This window comes from Pseudomonas sp. GL-R-26 (assembly GCF_019947365.1).
Lineage (GTDB): Bacteria > Pseudomonadota > Gammaproteobacteria > Pseudomonadales > Pseudomonadaceae > Aquipseudomonas.
Genome location: NZ_JAGYGI010000022.1, coordinates 66,519 through 87,005 on the forward strand (window position 1 = coordinate 66,519; position 20,487 = coordinate 87,005).

Annotated in this window: 18 protein-coding genes; 2 read left to right on the forward strand and 16 right to left on the reverse strand. The window is 59.9% G+C overall.

All coding sequences use genetic code 11. The features are described 5' to 3' along the window. Positions 1-115: 115 nt before the first annotated feature. From KGA96_RS21475 to dksA, 13 genes are all read right to left on the reverse strand, one after another. Positions 116-988: an oxygenase MpaB family protein gene (locus tag KGA96_RS21475; RefSeq protein ID WP_046041808.1), complete on the reverse strand. Its 873-nt coding sequence runs from the start codon at positions 986-988 to the stop codon at positions 116-118. Positions 989-1,130: 142 nt separating this feature from the next. Beyond that, on the reverse strand, positions 1,131-3,068 hold the full coding sequence (acs, locus tag KGA96_RS21480; protein WP_223514901.1) for an acetate--CoA ligase: 1,938 nt from the start codon (positions 3,066-3,068) through the stop codon (positions 1,131-1,133). Positions 3,069-3,343: 275 nt separating this feature from the next. Further along, positions 3,344-5,008 carry a glucose-6-phosphate isomerase gene (pgi, locus tag KGA96_RS21485; RefSeq protein ID WP_046041810.1) on the reverse strand — a complete coding sequence of 555 codons (1,665 nt, stop codon included), beginning with the start codon at positions 5,006-5,008 and terminating at the stop codon, positions 3,344-3,346. A 224-nt stretch (positions 5,009-5,232) separates the two neighbouring features. Next, the gene (gene panD / locus KGA96_RS21490) at positions 5,233-5,613 is read right to left on the reverse strand and encodes an aspartate 1-decarboxylase (protein ID WP_008153310.1); all 381 of its coding nucleotides are present in this window, start codon (positions 5,611-5,613) and stop codon (positions 5,233-5,235) included. A 249-nt stretch (positions 5,614-5,862) separates the two neighbouring features. Next, positions 5,863-6,723: a pantoate--beta-alanine ligase gene (gene panC, locus KGA96_RS21495; protein ID WP_046041811.1), complete on the reverse strand. Its 861-nt coding sequence runs from the start codon at positions 6,721-6,723 to the stop codon at positions 5,863-5,865. Then, a complete protein-coding gene (panB, locus tag KGA96_RS21500) occupies positions 6,720-7,520 on the reverse strand; it encodes a 3-methyl-2-oxobutanoate hydroxymethyltransferase (RefSeq protein ID WP_046041812.1) in 801 nt (266 codons plus the stop codon). The genes panC and panB overlap by 4 nt, the downstream gene beginning before the upstream one ends. Positions 7,521-7,883: 363 nt before the next feature. Continuing rightward, the gene (gene folK / locus KGA96_RS21505; RefSeq protein WP_046041813.1) at positions 7,884-8,369 is read right to left on the reverse strand and encodes a 2-amino-4-hydroxy-6-hydroxymethyldihydropteridine diphosphokinase; all 486 of its coding nucleotides are present in this window, start codon (positions 8,367-8,369) and stop codon (positions 7,884-7,886) included. Between the two features lie 3 nt (positions 8,370-8,372). After that, a complete protein-coding gene (locus KGA96_RS21510) occupies positions 8,373-9,773 on the reverse strand; it encodes a polynucleotide adenylyltransferase PcnB (RefSeq protein ID WP_046041814.1) in 1,401 nt (466 codons plus the stop codon). A 736-nt stretch (positions 9,774-10,509) separates the two neighbouring features. After that, the gene (locus KGA96_RS21515) at positions 10,510-11,949 is read right to left on the reverse strand and encodes a sigma-54-dependent transcriptional regulator (RefSeq protein ID WP_223514904.1); all 1,440 of its coding nucleotides are present in this window, start codon (positions 11,947-11,949) and stop codon (positions 10,510-10,512) included. 22 nt (positions 11,950-11,971) lie between these two features. Then, the gene (locus KGA96_RS21520) at positions 11,972-14,926 is read right to left on the reverse strand and encodes a sensor histidine kinase (protein ID WP_185754808.1); all 2,955 of its coding nucleotides are present in this window, start codon (positions 14,924-14,926) and stop codon (positions 11,972-11,974) included. Further along, entirely contained in the window at positions 14,910-15,086 is a 177-nt protein-coding gene (locus tag KGA96_RS21525; RefSeq protein ID WP_003176118.1) for a hypothetical protein, read from the reverse strand. Before KGA96_RS21525 ends, KGA96_RS21520 begins: the two co-directional genes overlap by 17 nt. Before the next feature lie 77 nt (positions 15,087-15,163). Continuing rightward, entirely contained in the window at positions 15,164-16,054 is an 891-nt protein-coding gene (gluQRS, locus tag KGA96_RS21530; RefSeq protein ID WP_046041817.1) for a tRNA glutamyl-Q(34) synthetase GluQRS, read from the reverse strand. Positions 16,055-16,131: 77 nt separating this feature from the next. Continuing rightward, positions 16,132-16,572: an RNA polymerase-binding protein DksA gene (gene dksA / locus KGA96_RS21535; protein ID WP_046041818.1), complete on the reverse strand. Its 441-nt coding sequence runs from the start codon at positions 16,570-16,572 to the stop codon at positions 16,132-16,134. A gap of 331 nt (positions 16,573-16,903) precedes the next feature. On the opposite strand from dksA, the gene KGA96_RS21540 reads away from it, so the two are divergent. Together KGA96_RS21540 and sfsA are read left to right on the forward strand one after the other, a co-directional pair. Then, the gene (locus tag KGA96_RS21540) at positions 16,904-18,076 is read left to right on the forward strand and encodes a pyridoxal phosphate-dependent aminotransferase (protein ID WP_046041819.1); all 1,173 of its coding nucleotides are present in this window, start codon (positions 16,904-16,906) and stop codon (positions 18,074-18,076) included. Beyond that, positions 18,076-18,789, forward strand: coding sequence for a DNA/RNA nuclease SfsA (gene sfsA / locus KGA96_RS21545; RefSeq protein ID WP_046041820.1), 714 nt, complete (start codon positions 18,076-18,078; stop codon positions 18,787-18,789). The genes KGA96_RS21540 and sfsA overlap by 1 nt, the downstream gene beginning before the upstream one ends. Here sfsA and KGA96_RS21550 read toward each other — a convergent pair. The 3 genes from KGA96_RS21550 to KGA96_RS21560 form a co-directional block, all read right to left on the reverse strand. Beyond that, the gene (locus KGA96_RS21550) at positions 18,786-19,103 is read right to left on the reverse strand and encodes a Rieske (2Fe-2S) protein (protein WP_046041821.1); all 318 of its coding nucleotides are present in this window, start codon (positions 19,101-19,103) and stop codon (positions 18,786-18,788) included. The genes sfsA and KGA96_RS21550 overlap by 4 nt on opposite strands. 454 nt (positions 19,104-19,557) lie before the next feature. Beyond that, positions 19,558-19,830 (reverse strand): TfoX/Sxy family protein, encoded by a 273-nt coding sequence (locus KGA96_RS21555; RefSeq protein ID WP_008053897.1) that lies wholly within the window; start codon positions 19,828-19,830, stop codon positions 19,558-19,560. 246 nt (positions 19,831-20,076) lie between these two features. Further along, positions 20,077-20,421 carry a pentapeptide repeat-containing protein gene (locus KGA96_RS21560; protein WP_046041823.1) on the reverse strand — a complete coding sequence of 115 codons (345 nt, stop codon included), beginning with the start codon at positions 20,419-20,421 and terminating at the stop codon, positions 20,077-20,079. Positions 20,422-20,487: the final 66 nt, after the last annotated feature.

Consider the following 20,487-nt stretch of genomic DNA (forward strand, 5'->3'; position numbering starts at 1 on the left):
GGGCTGCGAAGCGGACCCAAAATCCCGGCACATTTCGGTTTTTTTACGAGCGCTACGCACTCGAGCGGGAGCAAGCTCCCTCGCCACAGAGATGATCACATTCAAGAAGTTGTGTTCAGGTCAATAACCCCATCCGTCGTTTAGCCCGCTGCACCGATCCATTACGCACCGCCCAGCGCAGCATCGGCGCACTGCGATTGACGCTGGCGCGGATCAGCTTGCGTTGCAGCGGGTTCTGGCTGACGCCGAGCATGTCGCTGGCCCAGTCCGGCAGCAGATCGATCCCGGCCTGCATCATCAGACCGCCGAAAGGCTTGGCCAGGCGACTGGGGGAGGGGGCGTTCAGCAACAGGCGCAGGACTTCACGACTGCGTTCGTCGCACAGTAACTGTGGACGCATGCGCTCAAGGTAGTCGGCAATTTCCTGCCGCGAACGGGGCACATCCCGGGCCCCGAGGCGCTCGGCGACCAGGGCGATTTCAGCGTAGTAGCGATCCTGATCGACCGGCGACAGGTGCGGATTGCGATAGCGCAAATGTGCGGCGAGGAAGTTGCTGACTTCCGCCACATGCACCCACGTCAACAATTGGGGATCGCTGGCGGCGTAGGCGCGTCCGTCCGGTGCCGTGCCGGTGATCTGCAAATGGATGGTGCGGACTTTTTCGATCAACCAGTCGGCATCCTTTCGAGAACCGAAGGTGGTGCCGGAGATGAACTGCCCGGTGCGGCGCAAGCGGCCGAGCATGTCTTCACGAAAGTTCGAATGGTCCCAGACCCCGGCCAATGCCAGAGGATGCAGGGCCTGCAGCATCAGGGCGCTGATGCCACCGATCAGCATGCTGCTGAAATCGCCATGGACTTGCCAGCTCACCGAGTCCGGCCCGAACAGCCCGGGGTCGCCCTTGGGGTTTTCCAGGTCGAGTTTGCCCAAAGACAAACCGGTCAGGCTCATGATCTGGGTTTCGATGCGGGTGCGGATGAATTCCATAGGTACTCTGTAGGGGCAGCCGGTCGACACTCGATTGCTCGCAATGGTCGTTAACGGTAACGCGTTTCTCCTGAATACACGCGGCGCGCTTGAGTTCATCGCGAGCAATCGAGTGTCGACCGGCTGCTCCTACAAAGGCACGTCATTGATTCAGGCGTTTATCGATCAAGCCTTGTACCACGCTCGGGTCAGCCAAGGTCGAAGTGTCGCCCAGGCTGTCCAGTTCATTGCAGGCGATCTTGCGCAGAATGCGCCGCATGATCTTGCCTGAGCGGGTTTTCGGCAAGGCCGGCGCCCACTGGATCAAGTCCGGTTTGGCGAAACTGCCGATTTCCTGGCTGACCAGGGCCAGCAATTCCTTCTTCAGCTCATCGTTGGTTTCGACGTCGTTCATGGGCGTGACAAAGACATAGATGCCCTGGCCCTTGATGTCGTGGGGGTAACCTACCGCAGCGGCCTCGGCGATGCTCTCGTGCAGCACCAGGGCGCTTTCCACTTCGGCGGTGCCGATACGGTGGCCGGACACATTGATCACATCGTCGATGCGCCCGGTGATCCAGTAGTCGCCATCTTCATCGCGCCGCGCGCCATCGCCGGTGAAGTAGTAGCCGGGGTAGGGCTTGAAGTAGGTGTCGACCATGCGTTGCGGGTCGCGATAGACACTGCGGATCTGCGCCGGCCAGCTGGACTTTATGGCCAATACGCCACTGCCGGCGCCCTTGATTTCCTTGCCTTGCTCGTCGAGCAGCACCGGTTGCACGCCGAATATCGGTTGTGTCGCACAACCGGGCTTGATCCACTGGGCACTGACCAGCGGGCTGAGCATGATGCCGCCGGTTTCGGTCTGCCACCAGGTATCGACGATCGGGCAACGCTCTTCGCCGACCGCATGGAAATACCATTCCCAGGCTTCCGGGTTGATCGGCTCGCCGACCGTACCGAGTAGCCTGATGCTGGCGCGGGATGTTTGCTTCAACGGTTCCGGGCCTTCGCGCATCAGTGCGCGCAGGGCCGTCGGGGCGGTGTAGAAAATGTTCACTTGGTGCTTGTCGATCACCTGCCAGAAGCGCGAGGTACTCGGGTAGCTCGGCACGCCTTCGAAGATCAGCGTGGTCGCACCGTTGGCCAGCGGACCGTAGACGATGTAGCTGTGGCCAGTGACCCAGCCGACGTCGGCGGTGCACCAGAAGACTTCGCCGTCGCGGTAGTCCAGCACGTACTTGAAGGTCATCGCTGCTTGCAGCAGGTAGCCACCGGTGGTGTGCAGCACGCCTTTGGGTTTGCCGGTGCTGCCGGAGGTGTAGAGGATGAACAGCGGGTCTTCGGCGTCCATCGGCTCGGGTGGGCAAACGGCGCTGGCTTCGCTCAGGGCTTGCTGGTACTTGATGTCCCGTCCTTCGACCCGGTTCACCGCCCCCTTTGTGCGCTCGACCACCAGCACGGTGTTCACGTCCGGGCAGCTTTGCAGCGCCTTGTCGACGTTCTGCTTAAGTGGCACGACCTTGCCGCCGCGCACGCCCTCATCGGCCGTGATCACGGTGCGGCAGTCGGCGTCGAGAATGCGGTCGCGCAACGAGTCCGGGGAGAAGCCGCCGAACACCACCGAGTGCACCGCACCGATGCGGGTACAGGCCAACATGGCGTAGGCCGCTTCGGGAATCATCGGCATGTAGATGCACACGCGGTCGCCTTTTTTCACGCCACGGCTTTTCAGAACGTTGGCCAGGCGGCAGACGTTTTCATGCAGTTTTTTGTAGGTAATGGAGGTGGAGTCGGCAGGGTCGTCGCCTTCCCAGATGATGGCGACCTGATCCCCGCGTTTCTCCAGGTGCCGGTCGATGCAGTTGTAGCTGACGTTCAATTGCGCACCGGCAAACCAGCTGGCTTCACCGGTCTTCAGGTTGTAGCGCTGGACGGTTTCCCAAGGCGCGCTCCAGTCGAGAAAACGCGTGGCCTGTTCGGCCCAGAAGGTGCTGGGGTGTTCGACGGATTGGCGGTACAGGCGCTGATAGTCGTCTTGACTCAATTGTGCGGCCCGGCGGACGGCATCGGCTTTGGGGAACGTGCTGATATCGAACATGACGGTTCCTTATTCTTGTTTTGCGACAAGGATAAAGATGCGCCGAGTGGTCAAAGGGTTCAAGTCAGTCGCCAATCGGCCTGGGGACTGGCTCGCCGCAGAATGAGAGAACACCATAAACCACTGTGGGAGCGAGCTTGCTCGCGATGAGGGCATGGCGGTCAACATGGTTGTCGACTGACAGTCCTTCATCGCGAGCAAGCTCGCTCCCACAGGGGATTGTTTTTGCCCACAGGATTCGGATTGATCCAAATCCCGTGGGTTGTGCTTTCAAATCACCCGCGGTGACGACCACGGAAGTAATTGATCAGCCCTTGGGTCGAGGCGTCCTCGGCCGGGGTTTCTTCGCTGCCGACCAGGCGGTTGTAGACGCCTTTGCCCAGCTCTTTGCCCAGCTCCACACCCCACTGGTCGAAGGCATTGATGCCCCAGATCACGCTTTGCACGAAGACTTTGTGTTCGTACATTGCCACCAGTGCGCCGAGGCGACGCGGGCTGATGCGCTCGACCACCAGGGTGTTGCTCGGACGGTTGCCCGGGATCACCTTGTGCGGCGCGAGTTTCTGCACTTCGGCGTCAGTCATGCCTTTGTCGCGCAACTCGGTTTCGGCCTCGCCAAGGGTCTTGCCGAGCATCAGAGCCTGGCTCTGGGACAGGCAGTTGGCGTACAGCCACTGGTGGTGGTCGGACACCGGGTTGAAGCTGACGATCGGCACGATGAAATCGGCCGGGATCAGTTGGGTGCCCTGGTGCAGCAACTGGTGGTAGGCGTGCTGACCGTTGCAGCCGACGCCGCCCCAGATCACCGGCCCGGTGTCGGTGGACACTGGCTTGCCGTCCTGGCGCACGCTCTTGCCGTTGGATTCCATATCCAGCTGTTGCAGGTGCTTGGTGATGTTACGCAGGTAGTGATCGTACGGCAGGATCGCGTGGCTTTGCGCGCCCCAGAAGTTGCCGTACCACACGCCGAGCAGGGCCAGCAGCACCGGCATATTCTGTTCGAACGGTGCGCTCTGGAAGTGCTGGTCCATGGTGTAGGCACCGGACAGCAATTCCTTGAAGTTCGACATGCCGATGGCCAGGGCAATCGGCAAGCCGATGGCCGACCATAGCGAGTAGCGCCCGCCAACCCAGTCCCACATCGGGAAGATGTTCTCTTCGCGGATGCCGAAGGCTACCGCGGCGGCGTTGTTGCTCGATACCGCGATGAAGTGGCGATACAGTTCGGCTTCCGAACCACCCTGGGCCAGATACCAGGCACGGGCAGCCTGGGCGTTCTTCAGGGTTTCGAGGGTGTTGAAGGATTTCGACGAGACGATGAACAGCGTGGTCTCGGCGCGCAGCTTCATGGTCAGTTCGTGGAACTCGCTGCCGTCGATGTTCGCCAGGTAATGGCAGCGCACGCCTTTCTGGGCGTAGGACAGCAAGGCTTCGGATACCAGTTCCGGGCCGAGGAACGAGCCGCCGATGCCGATGTTCACCACGTCGGTGATCGGCTTCTCGGTGTAACCGCGCCACAGACCGTCGTGGATACGGCCGACGAGGTCGGTGATCTGGTTCAGCACCTTGTGCACTTCGGGCATCACGTTGACGCCGTTGACCGACAGCTTGTCGCCAACCGGGCGGCGCAGTGCCGTGTGCAGGGCCGGACGACCTTCGGAAGAGTTGACGATTTCGCCATCGAACAGCGACTTGATCGCGCCCTTGAGGTCGACTTCGTTGGCCAGGCCCACCAGCAGATTGCGGGTCTCGGCGTTGATCAGGTTTTTCGAATAGTCGAGAAACAGGCCGCAGCTGCTGAGGGTGAATTGAGTAAAACGCTGCGGATCGGCATTGAAGGCTTCGCGCATGCTGAAATCCTGCATGGCTTGGCGGTGGTCATTCAACGCTTGCCAGGCAGGCAGAGCGGTAACGTCGTGAGGAGTGCGGTAATACGCCATCGCTGCGGGTTTCCTTATTACTTGAACGGCCTTTTGAACACTAAAAATCCCGGAGCGCTGTGGGTGGGCGTTCCGGTCAACTGCGTCGACACGATTTCATGGCGCAGGGCGACTACAGTAAACCCCGCGCAATGATCTGTCTTGACTTTGTCTGACCTGTTTCCGGTACTTTTTTAACATCGAAGTTAGGAATGGTCCGACAAACGGAAGAGACAGGACTCGGATCAGGCGACCTGGACCGGAATGGCGTTGCTGGTGTGGCTCAGTTCATTGCCCGGTGCCATGTAGAGCATGCGCGGCTTGAAGTTGAGCAGTTCGGCTTCGCTGTAATGAGCGTAAGCGCAGATGATCACGCGATCACCGACCTTGGCCTTGTGCGCGGCGGCGCCGTTGACCGAGATCATGCGCGAACCTTCTTCGCCACGGATGGCGTAGGTGGTGAAGCGCTCGCCGTTGTCGATGTTGTAGATCTGGATCTGTTCGTACTCACGGATGCCGGACAGGTCCAGCCATTCACCGTCGATGGCGCAGGAGCCTTCGTAATCGAGTACTGCGTGGGTGACTTCGGCGCGATGCAGCTTGGCTTTGAGCATGATGGCGTGCATGAGTATTTCCCAGGTCGGAATCGAACGGCGGGCAGTTTGCCCGAAGGGGTTGTGGGCGGCAATACGAATGAAGCGAAGGGTTTGAAGTGTACTTTTGTGGCGAGGGGGCTTGCCCCCGTTCCAGTGCGTAGCACTGGCAAAATTTCGGAAACGCTCGAAAGTTTGGGGCCGCTTCGCAGCCCAACGGGGCGGTGCGGCGGTCCGACAAGCCCCCTCGCCACAGACTCACTCCACAGGGCTAAAGAGTGTTTAGTTTGGCGCGTCGAGGTTCAAGTGCAGGTTGTCGATCAACCGCGTTGTCCCCAGGAACGCCGCCACCAGAATCACCATGTCACGATCCTGCGCCGTCGCCGGGCGCAAGGTCAGGGCGTGGCGGATTTCCAGATAGTCAGGACGCAGGCCGGCTGCTTCGAGCTGTTTGATCTGGGTGCCGATCAGCGCCGGGTAGTCGCGTTCGCCCTGCCTGATCGCTTCGCCGATCGCATTCAGTGTGCGATAAACCACTGGTGCCACAGCGCGTTGTTCCTCGCTGAGGAAACCGTTGCGCGACGAAAGCGCCAAGCCATCGGTTGCGCGAACAGTGGGCTCGCCGATGATCTGAATCGGCATGTTCAGGTCATGAACCAGCGCGCGAATCACCGCCAGTTGCTGGAAGTCTTTCTCGCCGAAAATCGCCAGGTCCGGCTGGACCATGTTGAACAGCTTGCTGACCACCGTCGCCACGCCTTCGAAATGCCCTGGACGGCTGGCGCCGCACAGGCCTTCGGACAATTGCGGGACGCTGACGCGGGTCTGGCCGGCCATGCCGTCGGGGTACATCTCTTCAACAGTGGGGGCAAACAGCAGATGGCAACCGGCCTGGAGCAGTTTTTCCTGGTCGGCGACGAGGGTGCGCGGGTACTTGTCGAGGTCTTCGCCAGCACCGAATTGCAGCGGGTTGACGAAAACGCTCGCAACCACGAAGTCCGCCCGTTGGGAGGCTTTGGTTACCAGCGCCACGTGGCCGCTGTGCAGGTTGCCCATGGTTGGCACAAAGGCGATGCGCTTGCCTTCGCTCCGGGCACGGGCCACGGCGGCCCGCAGTTCGCGTACGGTTTTTACGGTGTTCATGCAGAGAATCCGTGTTCGATCCCAGGGAATGTTGCCGCTTTGACTTCAGTCACGTAGGCATTCAATGCAGCCTCGATGCTAGTCTGGCCGGTCATGAAGTTTTTCACGAATTTCGGCATGCGACCGGTAATGGACAGGCCCAGCATGTCGTGCAGAACCAGTACCTGGCCATCGGTGCGATTGCCGGCGCCAATACCAATCACTGGAATCTTCACCGCCTGGGTGATTTCTTCCGCCAGTTCGCTCGGGACGCACTCGAGCAGCAGCATTGCCGCACCAGCCTGTTCCAGGGCGATCGCGTCGGCACGCATCTGCCGCGCCTGGTTTTCATTGCGGCCCTGGACCTTGTAGCCGCCCAGGATGTTCACCGACTGCGGCGTCAGGCCCATGTGCGCGCAGACAGGAATGCCGCGCTCGGCCAGCAGGCGGATCGAATCGGCCAGCCACAACGCTCCTTCGACCTTGACCATGTGCGCGCCGGCCTGCATCAACAGGGCGCTGTTGATCATGGCTTGCTCGGTGGTGGCGTAGGCCATGAACGGCAGGTCGGCGAGGATCAGGGCATCGCTGTTACCGCGTTTGACGGCGGCCACGTGATAAGCCATTTCTGCAGTGGTGACAGGCAAGGTGCTGTCGTGACCCTGCAAAACCATGCCGAGGGAGTCGCCCACCAGCAGCACTTCGACGCCGGCCTGGTTGCAGGCGTGGGCGAAGGTCGCGTCGTAGCAGGTCAGCATGGTGATCTTTTCACCTTTTTGCTTCAGACCTTGCAGGGTGGTCAGGGTGATGGCTGGCATGAAAAGTTCCTCATTCAGGCGCTGTGGAAACTACTGCGAGTAACGCGCGTGATTCTTCGTTGAATACAGGCGCACGCTCTTTCGTCGTGCTTTTAAGGCCTGGATTGCGCCCTTGAACGCCGTGTAGGCGGCAGCGGGACGCCTATAGTCGTGAGGAGAACGAGGGAAGTCAATTGCGTGTGTTACCGCATTGTTACGGGTGGGGTGTTACCGGGGTAACTGATGCGATTCAGCAGATTCTGTAGGACGCATCACAAACCAATGTGGGAGCGAGCCTGCTCGCGATGGCGGACTGTCAGTCAACATATATGGTGAATGTTGAATAGTCATCGCGAGCAGGCTCGCTCCTACAGGGGATTTTGGTCAGTTCGGGGGGAGGCGTTCCAGGCCGACGAACGGGCATGCCTTGAGCAGTTCGGCCAAGGTCCGGCCATCGGCCAGGCGCAGATCTGCAGGTGCCAGTTCCGCCAGCGGATACAGAACGAAGGCCCGTTCCTGCATGTGGTAATGGGGAACCTTGAGGCGCGGTTCGTCGATCAGGCGATCACCGAACAGCAAGATGTCGAGGTCCAGCGTGCGCGGCCCCCAGCGCTCAAGGCGTTCGCGACCCTGGCCGTTTTCGATGGCCTGCAAGGCATCCAGAAGGTCCAGCGGCGCCAGCGTGCTGTCTAGAGCGGCCACCGCATTGGTGTAGCGCGGTTGTCCGGGTAGTAGCGAGTCGCTTTGGTAAAACGCGGATACCCCGACCAGTTCCGTTTGTGGCAAGTGCGCCAGCGCCTCGACGGCGCTACGCAATTGTTCGGCGGGGTCAGCCAGATTGCTGCCCATGCCGATGTAGATGCGTTCCATGGATTACTCGCCCGTGGTGCTCGAAGCGCCGGCAGCGCGTTTGCGCTTGGAACCACCGCTGCGGCGACGCTTGCGCGGGGCGCCGGTGCCTTCGTCCTTGCCGCTGAGGTCGCGAATCATGTCGCGACGCTCGCTTTCGTTGGCGTCCTGATAGTCCGTCCACCATTCGCCCAGGCCATCGGTCTGCTCGCCAGCGCTTTCGCGTAGCAGCAGGAAGTCGTAGCCGGCGCGGAAGCGCGGATTGTCCAGCAACAGATCGGCACGCTTGCCGCTGCGGCGTGGCAGGCGTTCCTGCATGTCCCAGATCTCGCGGATCGGCATGGTGAAGCGTTTCGGAATCGCGATGCGCTGGCACTGCTCGGCAATCAACTCGTGCGCCGCTTCCTGCATCGCCGGAATCGGCGGCATGCCACGTTCCTGCAGGCGCAGGACGCGGGCCGGCAGGGCAGGCCAGAGCAGGGCTGCAAACAGGAACGCCGGAGTTACCGGTTTGTTCTGCTTGATCCGCAGGTCGGTATTGATCAGGGCTTCGCTGATCAGGGTGTGGGTGTACGTCGGGTTGTATTCCAGTGCTTCGGCGCTGGCCGGGAACAGTGGATCGAACAACTGCAGGTCGACCAGCATTTCAAACGTATCGGCGGCATGGCCGGAGAGGAACAGCTTGAGCACCTCTTCGAACAGGCGGGCCGACGGGATCTCGCGCAGCATCGGCGCCAGGCCGCGGATCGGCAGGGCGCTGTGTTTTTCGATGCCGAAGTTCAGCTTGGCGGCGAAACGCACGGCCCGCAGCATACGTACCGGGTCTTCCTGGTAGCGTTGCGTCGGATCGCCGATCAGGCGGATCAGGTGATTGCGGATGTCGTGTACGCCGTTGGCGTAGTCGAGGATGCGTTCGCTGACCGGATCGTAATACAAGGCATTTATGGTGAAGTCGCGACGTTGTGCGTCCTCTTCCAGGGTGCCGTAGACGTTATCGCGCAGGATGCGCCCGCTTTCGTTGCGCGAAGACTGATTGCTGTCTTCCTCGTCTTCGTTCTGCGGGTGATTGGCGCGGAAGGTCGCGACTTCGATGATTTCGCGGCCGAAGTGGATGTGCACCAGCTTGAACCGGCGCCCGATGATTCGCGCGTTACGGAATTCGGCCCGTACCTGCTCGGGTGTAGCGCTGGTGGCAACGTCGAAATCTTTCGGTGTGATACCCAGCAGCATGTCGCGCACGCAACCGCCAACCAGGTAAGCCTGATAACCGGCGTTCTGCAGGCGTTCAACGATATTCACCGCGTAACGGCTGAATTGCGCCTTCTGCAGCGAGTGTTGGCCGCTGTTGAGCACTTCAGGCGTGCTGCGAATGTGTTGCGTAGGACGCTTGGGAGTACGGAATGACTGGAACAGCTTCTTCAGCATGGGATGCACTGTTTGAAGGAATATTCGGCCATAACAGAAGAATGACCGCATGATGGGCGGGGATTCTAGCATTTAGTCGGGGGATGGTGTAGGACACAGCAGATATGAGCTGTAGGCCGCAGGATTCAAGGCTGGAACGAGCCGATTTGCGAGGATTTCCGAATCGCGGAAACCACAAGGGGAGCCGAAGCTCCCCAAGAAGTAGTTGCATGCTCTATTTTTATTTTTGGTTTCGGGCTTCTTGTTTTTGTTGAGTGCCCTCGCCATGAAGCTTTCCTTCATGACCCTCCCAATCGGGAGCCAAGAGCAAACGGATTGCTTTGGTCGCTGAATTGCAGTGATCTTTCGATCCAACCAGTACAGGCTCTGTCTTAAGACAGTTTTTTGTTGTTCTCGGCCTGGTCGTGGGGCAAGCCCCAAATACAACGCCTCTCCAAAAGAATCAGTTAGCTGCGCCTCTCGCCGTCTTGTTTTTATTGTGCGTGAGTCGATTCGTCTTATTTTTATTGTCTTGTGCATTGCTTGTTATTGTTCTTGTACCAAACATATAGCAGGGTGCGTGCCAACTTTTGCGAAACCCAATAAAACAAGGGGTTAGGCCGGTCGACAGGTATTTCGAGGGCCAAAAAAAGCCGGGGCTTCGTTACCGTAAGCCCCGGCTTCTGTTACGTGAAAAAGCTGAGGTAACAGTTTTTTCACAATGTCACGTGTTACCCGCACATGAGACAGGTGCAGTTCAGCTTTCGCTGGCCACCCCGGTCTTGCGCCGCGGGATGCCCAGGCGCTGACGGCGTTCCCACAGGCATTTGCGGCTGACCCCGAGCTTGCGGGCCAGCTCGGTTTCGGTCATGTGGTCCTGATGTTCGAGGACGAAATGCTGGAAATAGTCTTCCAGGGAGAGGTCTTCGGTCGGTTCGTGGTTGCTGTTACTGGTACTGCCGTTGCCCTGTTGGGGCGCCAGGCCAATGAACTCGTCGTCTTCCAGGTCACCCAGTTCGATGTCGATGCCCAGCAGCTCGGCGGAAATTTCCGGGCTTTCGCACAGGATGACGGCGCGCTCGACGGCGTTTTCCAGTTCACGAACGTTACCCGGCCAGGAATAGTGACGAATGGCTTGCTCGGCATCCGCGGCGAATTTCAGGTCGGTGCGGTTGATTCGCGCACTTTGCCGCGCCAGGAAGGCGTTGGCGATTTCGTTGACGTCCGCACCACGTTCGCGCAGGGCTGGCAGCTTCAGCGCGATAACGTGGAGGCGGTAATACAAGTCTTCACGGAACTGGCCGATCTTCGCCAGACTCTTGAGGTCGCGGTGAGTCGCAGCGATCAGGCGCACATCGACTTTTTGCGACTGCACCGAGCCCACGCGACGAATTTCGCCTTCCTGCAATACGCGCAGCAGGCGAGCCTGGGCTTCCAGTGGCAGTTCGCCGATTTCGTCGAGGAACAAGGTGCCGCCGTCCGCCGCTTCCACCAGGCCGGCGCGCCCGGCGCTGGCGCCGGTGAATGCGCCTTTTTCGTGGCCGAACAGTTCGGACTCGATCAGGCTTTCCGGAATGGCCGCGCAGTTCACCGAGATCATTGGCGCCTTGGCGCGTTTGGACAGGTTGTGCAGGGCACGCGCCACCAGTTCTTTACCGGTACCCGATTCGCCCTGGATCAGAACGTTGGAGTCGGTCGGTGCCACTTTGCGGATCTTGCCGTACAGGTCCTGCATCGGTGGGCACGAGCCAATAATGCCGATTTCACCGTTGCTGTTGTCGGTACCGGATTTCGCCGCGCCGTTGGCGGCTTTGCCGGAAACCGCTTCACCGCCGGTTTGTACCGTTTGTCGATCACGCAGGATTCGTGCGGCCGCTTGCAGCATTTCGTCATGGTCGAATGGTTTGGCAATGTAGTCCACCGCGCCCATTTTCATCGAGTCGACCGCCGAGCGCAGGCTGGCATAGCTGGTCATGATCAGCACCGGCGTGCCCTGGGCAAGCTTGATCAACTCCGTGCCAGGCGCGCCCGGCAGACGCAGGTCACTGATGATCAGATCGAACGAGGGAATGGTGAAGCGTTCTTGTGCTTCCTGCACTGATCCGGCTTCGCTGACCTGGTACTGGTTACGTTCCAGCAGGCGGCGCAAGGCGGAGCGGATAATGGTTTCGTCTTCGACGATCAAAATGTGCGGCATTGATTCGATACTCTCGACGGTCTCAGTTCACAGCGGACGTCGCTTCGACATGACGCGGCAAGGTAACCCTGATTCGGGTGCCGCGTTGGCTTTGAACATCAGCCGGGCTGTCGATGGTGATTTGTCCATAATGCTCTTCAACGATGGAATAGACCAGTGCAAGGCCCAGACCGGTGCCTTCGCCAGGGTCCTTGGTGGTGAAGAAAGGTTCGAACAATCGGTCCATGATGCTCGAGGGAATACCGCTGCCTTCGTCTTCCACGATCAGATCGACCGTGTGTTCGCCGGCTTCGCTCTTGACCCGTACCGCGCTACCGGGAGGCGAGGCGTCACGGGCGTTTGAAAGCAGGTTGATCAATACCTGGGCCAGCCGTTGCGGGTCGCCTTCGACCCAGTGTTCGGGGTCGCACAGGTTGTAGAACTGCACTTCGAAATTGCGTCGGTTCAGGGCCAGCAGGCCGATGGCATCCTGAGCCACTTCGGCCAGACAGACGGGCTCGTCGCTGTGCTGATGGCTGCCGGCATGGGCAAAGCTCATCAGTGACTGGACGATGCGCGACACGCGTTTGGTCTGCTCGAGGATCTGGCCGCTGATTTCCTTCAGCTCGCGGTCTTCTTCACGTTCTTCGCGCAGGTTCTGCGCCAGACACGCGATTCCGGTGATCGGGTTGCCGATTTCATGGGCCACGCCGGCCGCCAGTCGACCGATGCTGGCCAGGCGCTCGGAGTGCACCAGTTTGTCCTCGAGCATCTGGGTTTCGGTCAGGTCTTCCACCAGCAACACCAGGCCACTGTTGCCTGGAGCGAGGGGTTCGTCGATCGCCGCTTTGTGCAGGTTCAGCCAGCGTGTCTGGCCGTCGAGGGCCAGGTGCTGTTTGTGCAAGTGCTCGTCCGGCAGATTGATGAAGCCTTGCAGCAGTTCTTTCCATGGGTCGGCAATGGTACTCAGGCGCGAACCGACCACGCGCTGCGCGGCGATGCCGGTCAGTTCCTCCATGGCCTTGTTCCACATGAGGATTTCCTGATCCTTGGCCAGCGAGCAAACGCCCATCGGCAATTCCTGCAGGGTCTGGCGGTGGTAGCGGCGCAGGGCATCGAGCTCGGCGGCCAGGCCGGTCAGGCGCGAGTGGTAATCCTCAAGGCGGCTTTCGATGAAGTGAATGTCTTCGGTGACGTAGTTTTCGCCGCCAGCCTTGTACGGCAGGAACGTCTCGACCATGTCCTGGGCCACGCTCGGGCCCATCAGGCCGGAGAGGTTGGCCTCGATGCGGTCACGCAAGCGGCGCAGGGCATAGGGTCGGCGTTCGTCGAAAGGCAGATAGAGGTCGCGCAGTGCCTGTTCCACTTCTTTCTGCGCCGCTTTTGCACCCAGTGGCTTGGCCAGTTGCGTGGCGAATTCCTGGGGCGAGGCGGCGTGCAGTTCCCGGCGTTGCGGGCGGCGAACGTTATCCACGGCGCAGGCTTCGGCAGCGCTGGCTTCTTCGGTGCTGGCGTTGGTGAACAACGAGATCAGGGTGAACATCAGCACGTTGGCTGCCAGCGAGGCAATCGCCGCCATGTGCCAGCTGGTGTCGTCCAGCACGTAGATCATGTTCAGCAGCGGAATGTAGAAGCCTTGCAGGTTGCCGACCAGAGGCAACAGCATGGTCACCAGCCACACCAGGATCCCCGCCAGCAAGCCGGCGATGAAGCCGCGACGGTTGGCGGTCGGCCAGTACAGGACCGAGAGCACGCCCGGCAGGAACTGCAGCGTGGCGACGAAAGCGACAATGCCGAGGTTGGCCAGGTCCTGCTCGGCACCGAGCATCAGGTAGAAGCCGTAGCCGGCCATGATGATCGCGACAATCAGCGCCCGGCGGGTCCACTTCAGCCAGCGGTAGATGTTGCCTTCGGCCGGTGGTTGATACAGCGGCAGCACCAGGTGGTTCAAGGCCATCCCGGACAGCGCCAGCGTGGTGACGATGATCAGGCCACTGGCGGCGGACAGCCCGCCGACATAGGCCAGCAAGGCCAAAGCCTTGCTGTTGGCGGCGATGCCAATGCCCAGGGTGAAGTATTCCGGATTGGTGGTGGCGCCGAGTTTCAGGCCGGCCCAGAGAATCAGCGGCACCGCCAGGCTCATCAGCAGCAGGAACAGTGGCAGGCCCCAGCTCGCACTGACCAGTGAGCGCGGGTTGAGGTTCTCGGTAAAGGTCATGTGATACATGTGCGGCATCACGATCGCCGAGGCGAAGAACACCAGCAACAGCGTACGCCACGGGCCTTCCTGCAAGGGCGTGTGCAGGGCAGCGAGCGCGGTCTGGTTTTGCAGCAGCCACAGTTCAAGCTGTTGCGGGCCGTCGAACACGCCGTAAAGCGCATACAGCCCGACACCGCCGAGGGCGATCAGCTTGATCACCGATTCAAAGGCAATCGCGAACACCAGGCCTTCATGCTTTTCGCGGGTGGCGATGTGGCGGGAACCAAAGAAAATCGTGAACAGCGTAATCAGTGCGCAGAAGCTCAGGGCTACGCGATGCTGTACCGGCTCTCGGGTGAGGATGCCAATGGAGTCGGCGACCGCCTGAATCTGCAAGGCCAGCAGTGGTAATACGCCGACCAGCATGAAAATCGTGGTCAGCGCACCGGCCCAGGTACTGCGGAAGCGGAAGGCAAACAGGTCCGCCAGTGACGACAGTTGGTAGGTGCGGGTGATCTTCAGGATCGGGTAGAGCAGCACCGGCGCCAACAGGAATGCCCCGGAAACGCCCAGGTAGCTGGACAAAAAACCGTAGCCGTACTGATAGGCCAGGCCCACGGTGCCGTAAAACGCCCAGGCACTGGCGTAGACACCCAGTGACAGGGTGTAAGTCAGCGGGTGGCGAATGATCGCCCGGGGAATCATGCCCCGTTCACTGATCCAGGCCACACCGAACAGCACCGCCAGGTACGCGGCGCTGATCAGGATCATCTGGGTCAGGCTAAAGCTCATCGGCATCTTTTTGGCTCTGCAGGATGAAGGTCACGACGATCAGAATCAGCCAGAGCAGATAAGGGCGATACCAGGCGCCAGTGGCGTCGATCCACCAATCCATGATGGCCGGGGAAAACAGGTAAATCCCCACTACCAAAAGCAGGACCAAGCGATAGATGTACATCCCGGCCTCTCTTTTTTATGTGCGTGCCCGAAAACGTGCGGCGATGGTAACGGATGGGCGCGCCACTGCAAGTGCGATCACGATAGCTGTGCCTCGGGCAGGCTCAGTGTGCGCGGGATCAGCGAGGCATCCCAGTGGGCAATGCCCCAATTCAGCACTTCCCGTGGCGTGGCATACGTCAGTTCGGTTCCCGGGTTCTGTCCCAGCGCCCGAAGCGCCCGCAGCAGCAGGGGCGTTGCCTGATCCTCGGTCAACGGCGGCGAACGGTAGGACTTGCCGAGTTTGTTGCCATCAGGCTGGGTAATCAGCGGGATATGCAGATAACGCGGTTGAGGCAGGCCGAGCAGTTCTTGCAGGTAGAGCTGGCGGGGCGTGGAGTCCAGCAGGTCGGCACCGCGAACGATATCGGTGATGCCCTGCCAGGCATCGTCCAAAACCACAGCCAATTGATAGGCGTAGAGCCCGTCGCGGCGGCGGATCACGAAATCGCCGACTTCCCGGCCCAGATGTTGGCGATGTTCGCCCTGCACCCGGTCGATGAAATGGTATTCCAGTTCCGGTACGCGCAGGCGGATGGCCGCATCGTCAGTGCCATGGCCGGCATTGCGGCATAGCCCCGGATAAATCCCGTGATACGGCTCCAGCTGTTTGCGCGAGCAGGTGCAGGCGTAGGCCAGGCCTTGATTGAACAGGCGATTGAGCACCTCGGCATAGGCATCGTGCCGCTCGCTTTGGCGAACCAGGTCGCCATCCCACTCGAAGCCATAGCTTTCCAGTGCCTTGAGGATGGCGGCCTGGGCACCGGGTTCCTCGCGGGGTGGATCAAGGTCTTCCATGCGCATCAGCCAGCGTCCGCCCACCGAGCGCGCGTCGAGGTAGGAGGCCAGTGCGGCGACCAGCGAGCCGAAGTGCAGATGGCCGCTAGGGGTGGGGGCGAAGCGCCCGGTATAGGGGGTGTTGGCGGTCATGAATACATTTAAAGCCAAAAAAACATCAGAAACAAAAACGGAGCGTTCGCACGCTCCGTTCTTCGTTCAAGTCGCAATTACTTGCCGACTTGCTTTTCCTTGATTTCCGCCAGGGTCTTGCAGTCGATGCACAGGTCGGCGGTAGGGCGCGCTTCGAGACGCTTGACGCCAATCTCGATGCCGCAGGATTCGCACCAGCCGTACTCTTCGTCTTCGATCAGCTGAAGTGTCTTGTCGATCTTCTTGATCAACTTGCGTTCACGATCGCGGGCACGCAGTTCGAGGGCGAATTCCTCTTCCTGGCTGGCACGGTCTGCCGGATCAGGAAAGTTGGCCGCTTCGTCCTTCATGTGGTCCACGGTCTTGTCGACACCTTCCATCAGCTCTCTTTTCCACTGATTCAGGACCTTGGTGAAGTGCTTTCGCATGGGCTCGCCCATGTACTCTTCGCCGGTTTTCTGAACATAGGGCTCGAAGCCGCTGATCGTCTGGTTTTGCTGCTTTGCTTGGGTGGACATGAAATAGACCGCCTCTACTCTTGTAATCCATCTGCGCAGGATTGCTCCATCACCGACACCTGCCGGCCCTGCGGCTGCAAGCGGGCGAACTTACCAGATCAACTCGGGCCGCGCTACTCCCGGATGTCGAGCTCGCGGCACAGGGTGCTTGCAAATGATGACAAACCGTTGTCTGGTGGCTCTGGAACCTGCTCAATTATTGATTTTAGTCAAACCTTGCGCGCGCGCTTGAGTCGTTTGTGATCGGGGTTACAAGGCCTCTGACCGCTTTAGGTTCTCGCTCGTTCCTGCGCTTGGGTAGAATCGGTTTTTTTCCGTTGAAGGAAGGCCAATGGCTCAGCCCTACAGTGCCCGCAGTCGCGCGATCGAACCTTTCCATGTCATGGCGCTGTTGGCGCGGGCCAATGAATTGCAGGCAGCCGGCCACGATGTGATCCACCTGGAAATCGGTGAGCCGGACTTCACCACCGCCGAACCGATCATCCAGGCCGGCCAGGCTGCGCTGACAGCGGGGAAGACCCGTTACACCGCCGCGCGCGGCATTCCGGAGCTGCGTGAGGCCATTTCGGGCTTTTATCAGCAGCGTTATGGCTTGAACATCGACCCTCGGCGCATCCTCATCACGCCTGGCGGCTCCGGCGCGCTGCTGCTGGCCAGCGCTTTGCTGGTCGACCCCGGTAAACACTGGCTGCTGGCGGACCCGGGCTACCCATGTAACCGGCACTTCCTGCGACTGGTCGAAGGCGCGGCACAACTGGTGCCGGTCGGTCCGGATGTGCGTTATCAATTGACGCCTGGTCTGATCGAGCGTCATTGGGACCACGACAGCGTCGGCGCACTGGTGGCGTCGCCAGCCAATCCGACCGGCACGATCCTGACCCGCGACGAGTTGGCGAAGCTGTCTGCCGCGATCAAGGAGCGCCACGGTCATCTGGTGGTCGACGAGATTTATCACGGTCTGACCTACGGCACCGATGCGGCCAGCGTGCTGGAAGTCGACGACAGTGCATTCGTTTTGAACAGCTTTTCGAAGTACTTCGGGATGACCGGTTGGCGGCTCGGATGGCTGGTGGCTCCCGACGCGGCGGTCGGTGAGCTGGAAAAACTCGCCCAGAACCTCTACATCAGTGCACCAAGCATGGCGCAGTACGCTGCATTGGCCTGTTTCGAGCCGGCAACCATCAGCATTCTCGAAGAACGTCGCGCCGAATTTGGCCGGCGCCGGGATTACCTGCTGCCGGCCTTGCGTGAATTGGGCTTCGGCATTGCCGTGGAGCCGGAAGGGGCGTTCTACTTGTATGCCGATATCAGCAAGTTCGGCGGCGATGCCTTCGCGTTCTGTAAGCATTTTCTCGAGACCGAACATGTGGCATTCACCCCGGGGCTGGATTTCGGGCGATATCAGGCCGGGCATCATGTGCGGTTCGCCTATACGCAAAATCTCGAGCGTTTGCAGGAGGCGGTCGAGCGCATTGCCCGTGGGTTGCGGAGCTGGCAAGGCTGATGCGTTTCCATCCTCCCCTCGAAGAAGGGCGCCTGATCCGACGTTACAAGCGTTTTCTCGCCGATATCGAAACCGTTGGCGGCGAGTTGCTGACCATTCATTGTCCGAACACAGGCTCGATGCTCAATTGTCAGGTCGAAGGCGGGCAGGTCTGGTTCAGTCGCTCCAACGACCCGAAACGCAAGTTGCCTGGCACCTGGGAGATCGGTGAAACCCCGCAAGGGCGGCTGTTTTGCGTGAACACCGCCCGCGCCAATGGTTTGATTGAAGAGGCGCTGCGGGCGGGCGTCATCACCGAACTGAACGGTTTTACCGGGCTCAAGCGCGAAGTGGCTTATGGTCAGGAAAACAGTCGTATCGATTTCCGCCTCGACTACCCCGAAGGACCGGCCTACGTCGAAGTCAAAAGCGTAACCCTGGGTTTCGACGGTACGGCGGTGGCGGCGTTTCCCGATGCAGTCACCCAGCGTGGCGCCAAGCATCTGCGGGAGCTGGCGCACTTGGCCAGGGACGGTATTCGTGCGGTGCAGTTGTACTGCGTTTGCCTGACCGACATCGAGGCCGTGCGCCCGGCGCAGGAAATCGATCCGGTTTATGCGCAGGCCTTGCGTGAGGCGATTGCCTGTGGAGTCGAGGTGCTGGCTTACGGTGTGCGGTTGAGCCACGAAGAAATGCTGGTCGACCGGCGCCTGGACGTGTTTCCGGGCAGCTAAAGGCTGATCCAGACCCCTTGCTCATCCTCACGGCAGGCCACGCTGGTCAAGGCTTGCCCCGCGCAAGGGCCGGCGACGCATTCACCGTCTTCGATCAGGAACAGTGCGCCATGGGTGGCGCACTGGATCAGGCTGTTGCTGGGGTCGAGAAACTGGTCGGGATGCCACTCCAGGGCAACACCCCGGTGCGGACAGCGATTGATGTAGACGTAAACCTGCCCGCTGCGGCGCACTGCAAAAAACTTTTGGCCATCGATGTCGAACCCGCGACTGCTGTCATTGACCAGCTCGGCACCTGCGCAAAGCAACTTCATGTCTATCCTCGGTCCCGCGGCTCGTGACCGGATATGTCCGAGTCTGAGGGTTAAATGCTATCAAATGGCTGCCTTGCCCGTCGGGTACAAGTGCCTGTCGTCGAGGATACTAGGCCGGCTGCTTCGATGCCCGGGAATCCTTTGAAGGAAGCCGTTTGTGCGCCTGACCATCGATCTCCGCATCTCGGCAGTACTTTTCCACAGGCAAAAAAAGACCCGGCAAGAGCCGGGTCAAATAACCGTGATTAGCCTGATGAGGAGATAATCCGAGAGTCCGAACCAAGGGCTTTTCAGAATATCTGACCAGTCTCGCGACCAGTTGTGATAATCATATCGATTCTCATTACCAAGTCAACCGCTGTTTTCCGATTTCCTTGCGATTCGCCGGATTTACGTCTGCAGGCCTCGTAATCATTGGGTTTAAGGCTGCAAAGTTTCAGAAATATTTGTCGGATCAATTCTTGTGGCGTGTAGAAATGGCTTCCAGCTGTTTGTTCAGGGCTTCCTTGCGCTCGGCAGGAATATCATTCCAGTGAACGTCCATCAGGGCGCCTTCAATTGCGTACAACAACACCTTGGACGCCCGAAAACCGCGCGTGCGCACGGCCCGATAAGCATCCACCGCCCCGAGGCGACGCAAGTCCGAAGCGCTATGGATGCCCACGGCATGCAGCCATTGCGCTGACGTCTTGCCAAGATTCTTCAGGTGTTGCAGTTCATCATTCATCAAGCCTCCTTGCGATGGCCGAATGGAGAGCGTGGGCAATCTTCTGAGGAGTGTAGCCATCAGTAGGAAAAGCGTGATTGTTTGCTCGTTTACGAAGCAAATGCTTCTAAGAAACAAGTATTGGCAGTGCGTGAACAAGTCTATGAGCGCAGGGGAAGAGGTGGGGAAGAATCTGGAAATCAAGGGCGAACATCCCCACAGTCCAGCGCAACGAGAGGCGCTGGACGTTTCAGTCAGCGGCGATGATCAGCGAGTGCGATAGCGCAGTCGCGTGCCGAAGTTCATCGACATCAGGATTTCGTCGGCACTGAGTTCCACCGGAAAGTACGTACCGGAAATCTGCGCGTGAGCCAGGCTCGCGCCTTCCAGGTTCGCTTTGCGAAAGTCGATGCCGCGCAGGTCGCAGGAACGGAAGTAGGCGTCGCTGAAATCCACGCCGTCGGCATTCAGTTCGCGCAGGTCCAGCCCCCGGAAATCTCCACCCACCATGTCGATGAGGCCATCCTTGGGGCGTTCACTGTTGAAGCCTTTGATGTCGTCTTTGTGCAGCAGGGCATATAGCGGTGTGTCGAGAAGTTTAGGCTGGCTCATGTCGCATCACCTGATGGTTTTATGACGCCAGTATAGTGCCACTATTTGACGGTCGTGAAGCCAGTG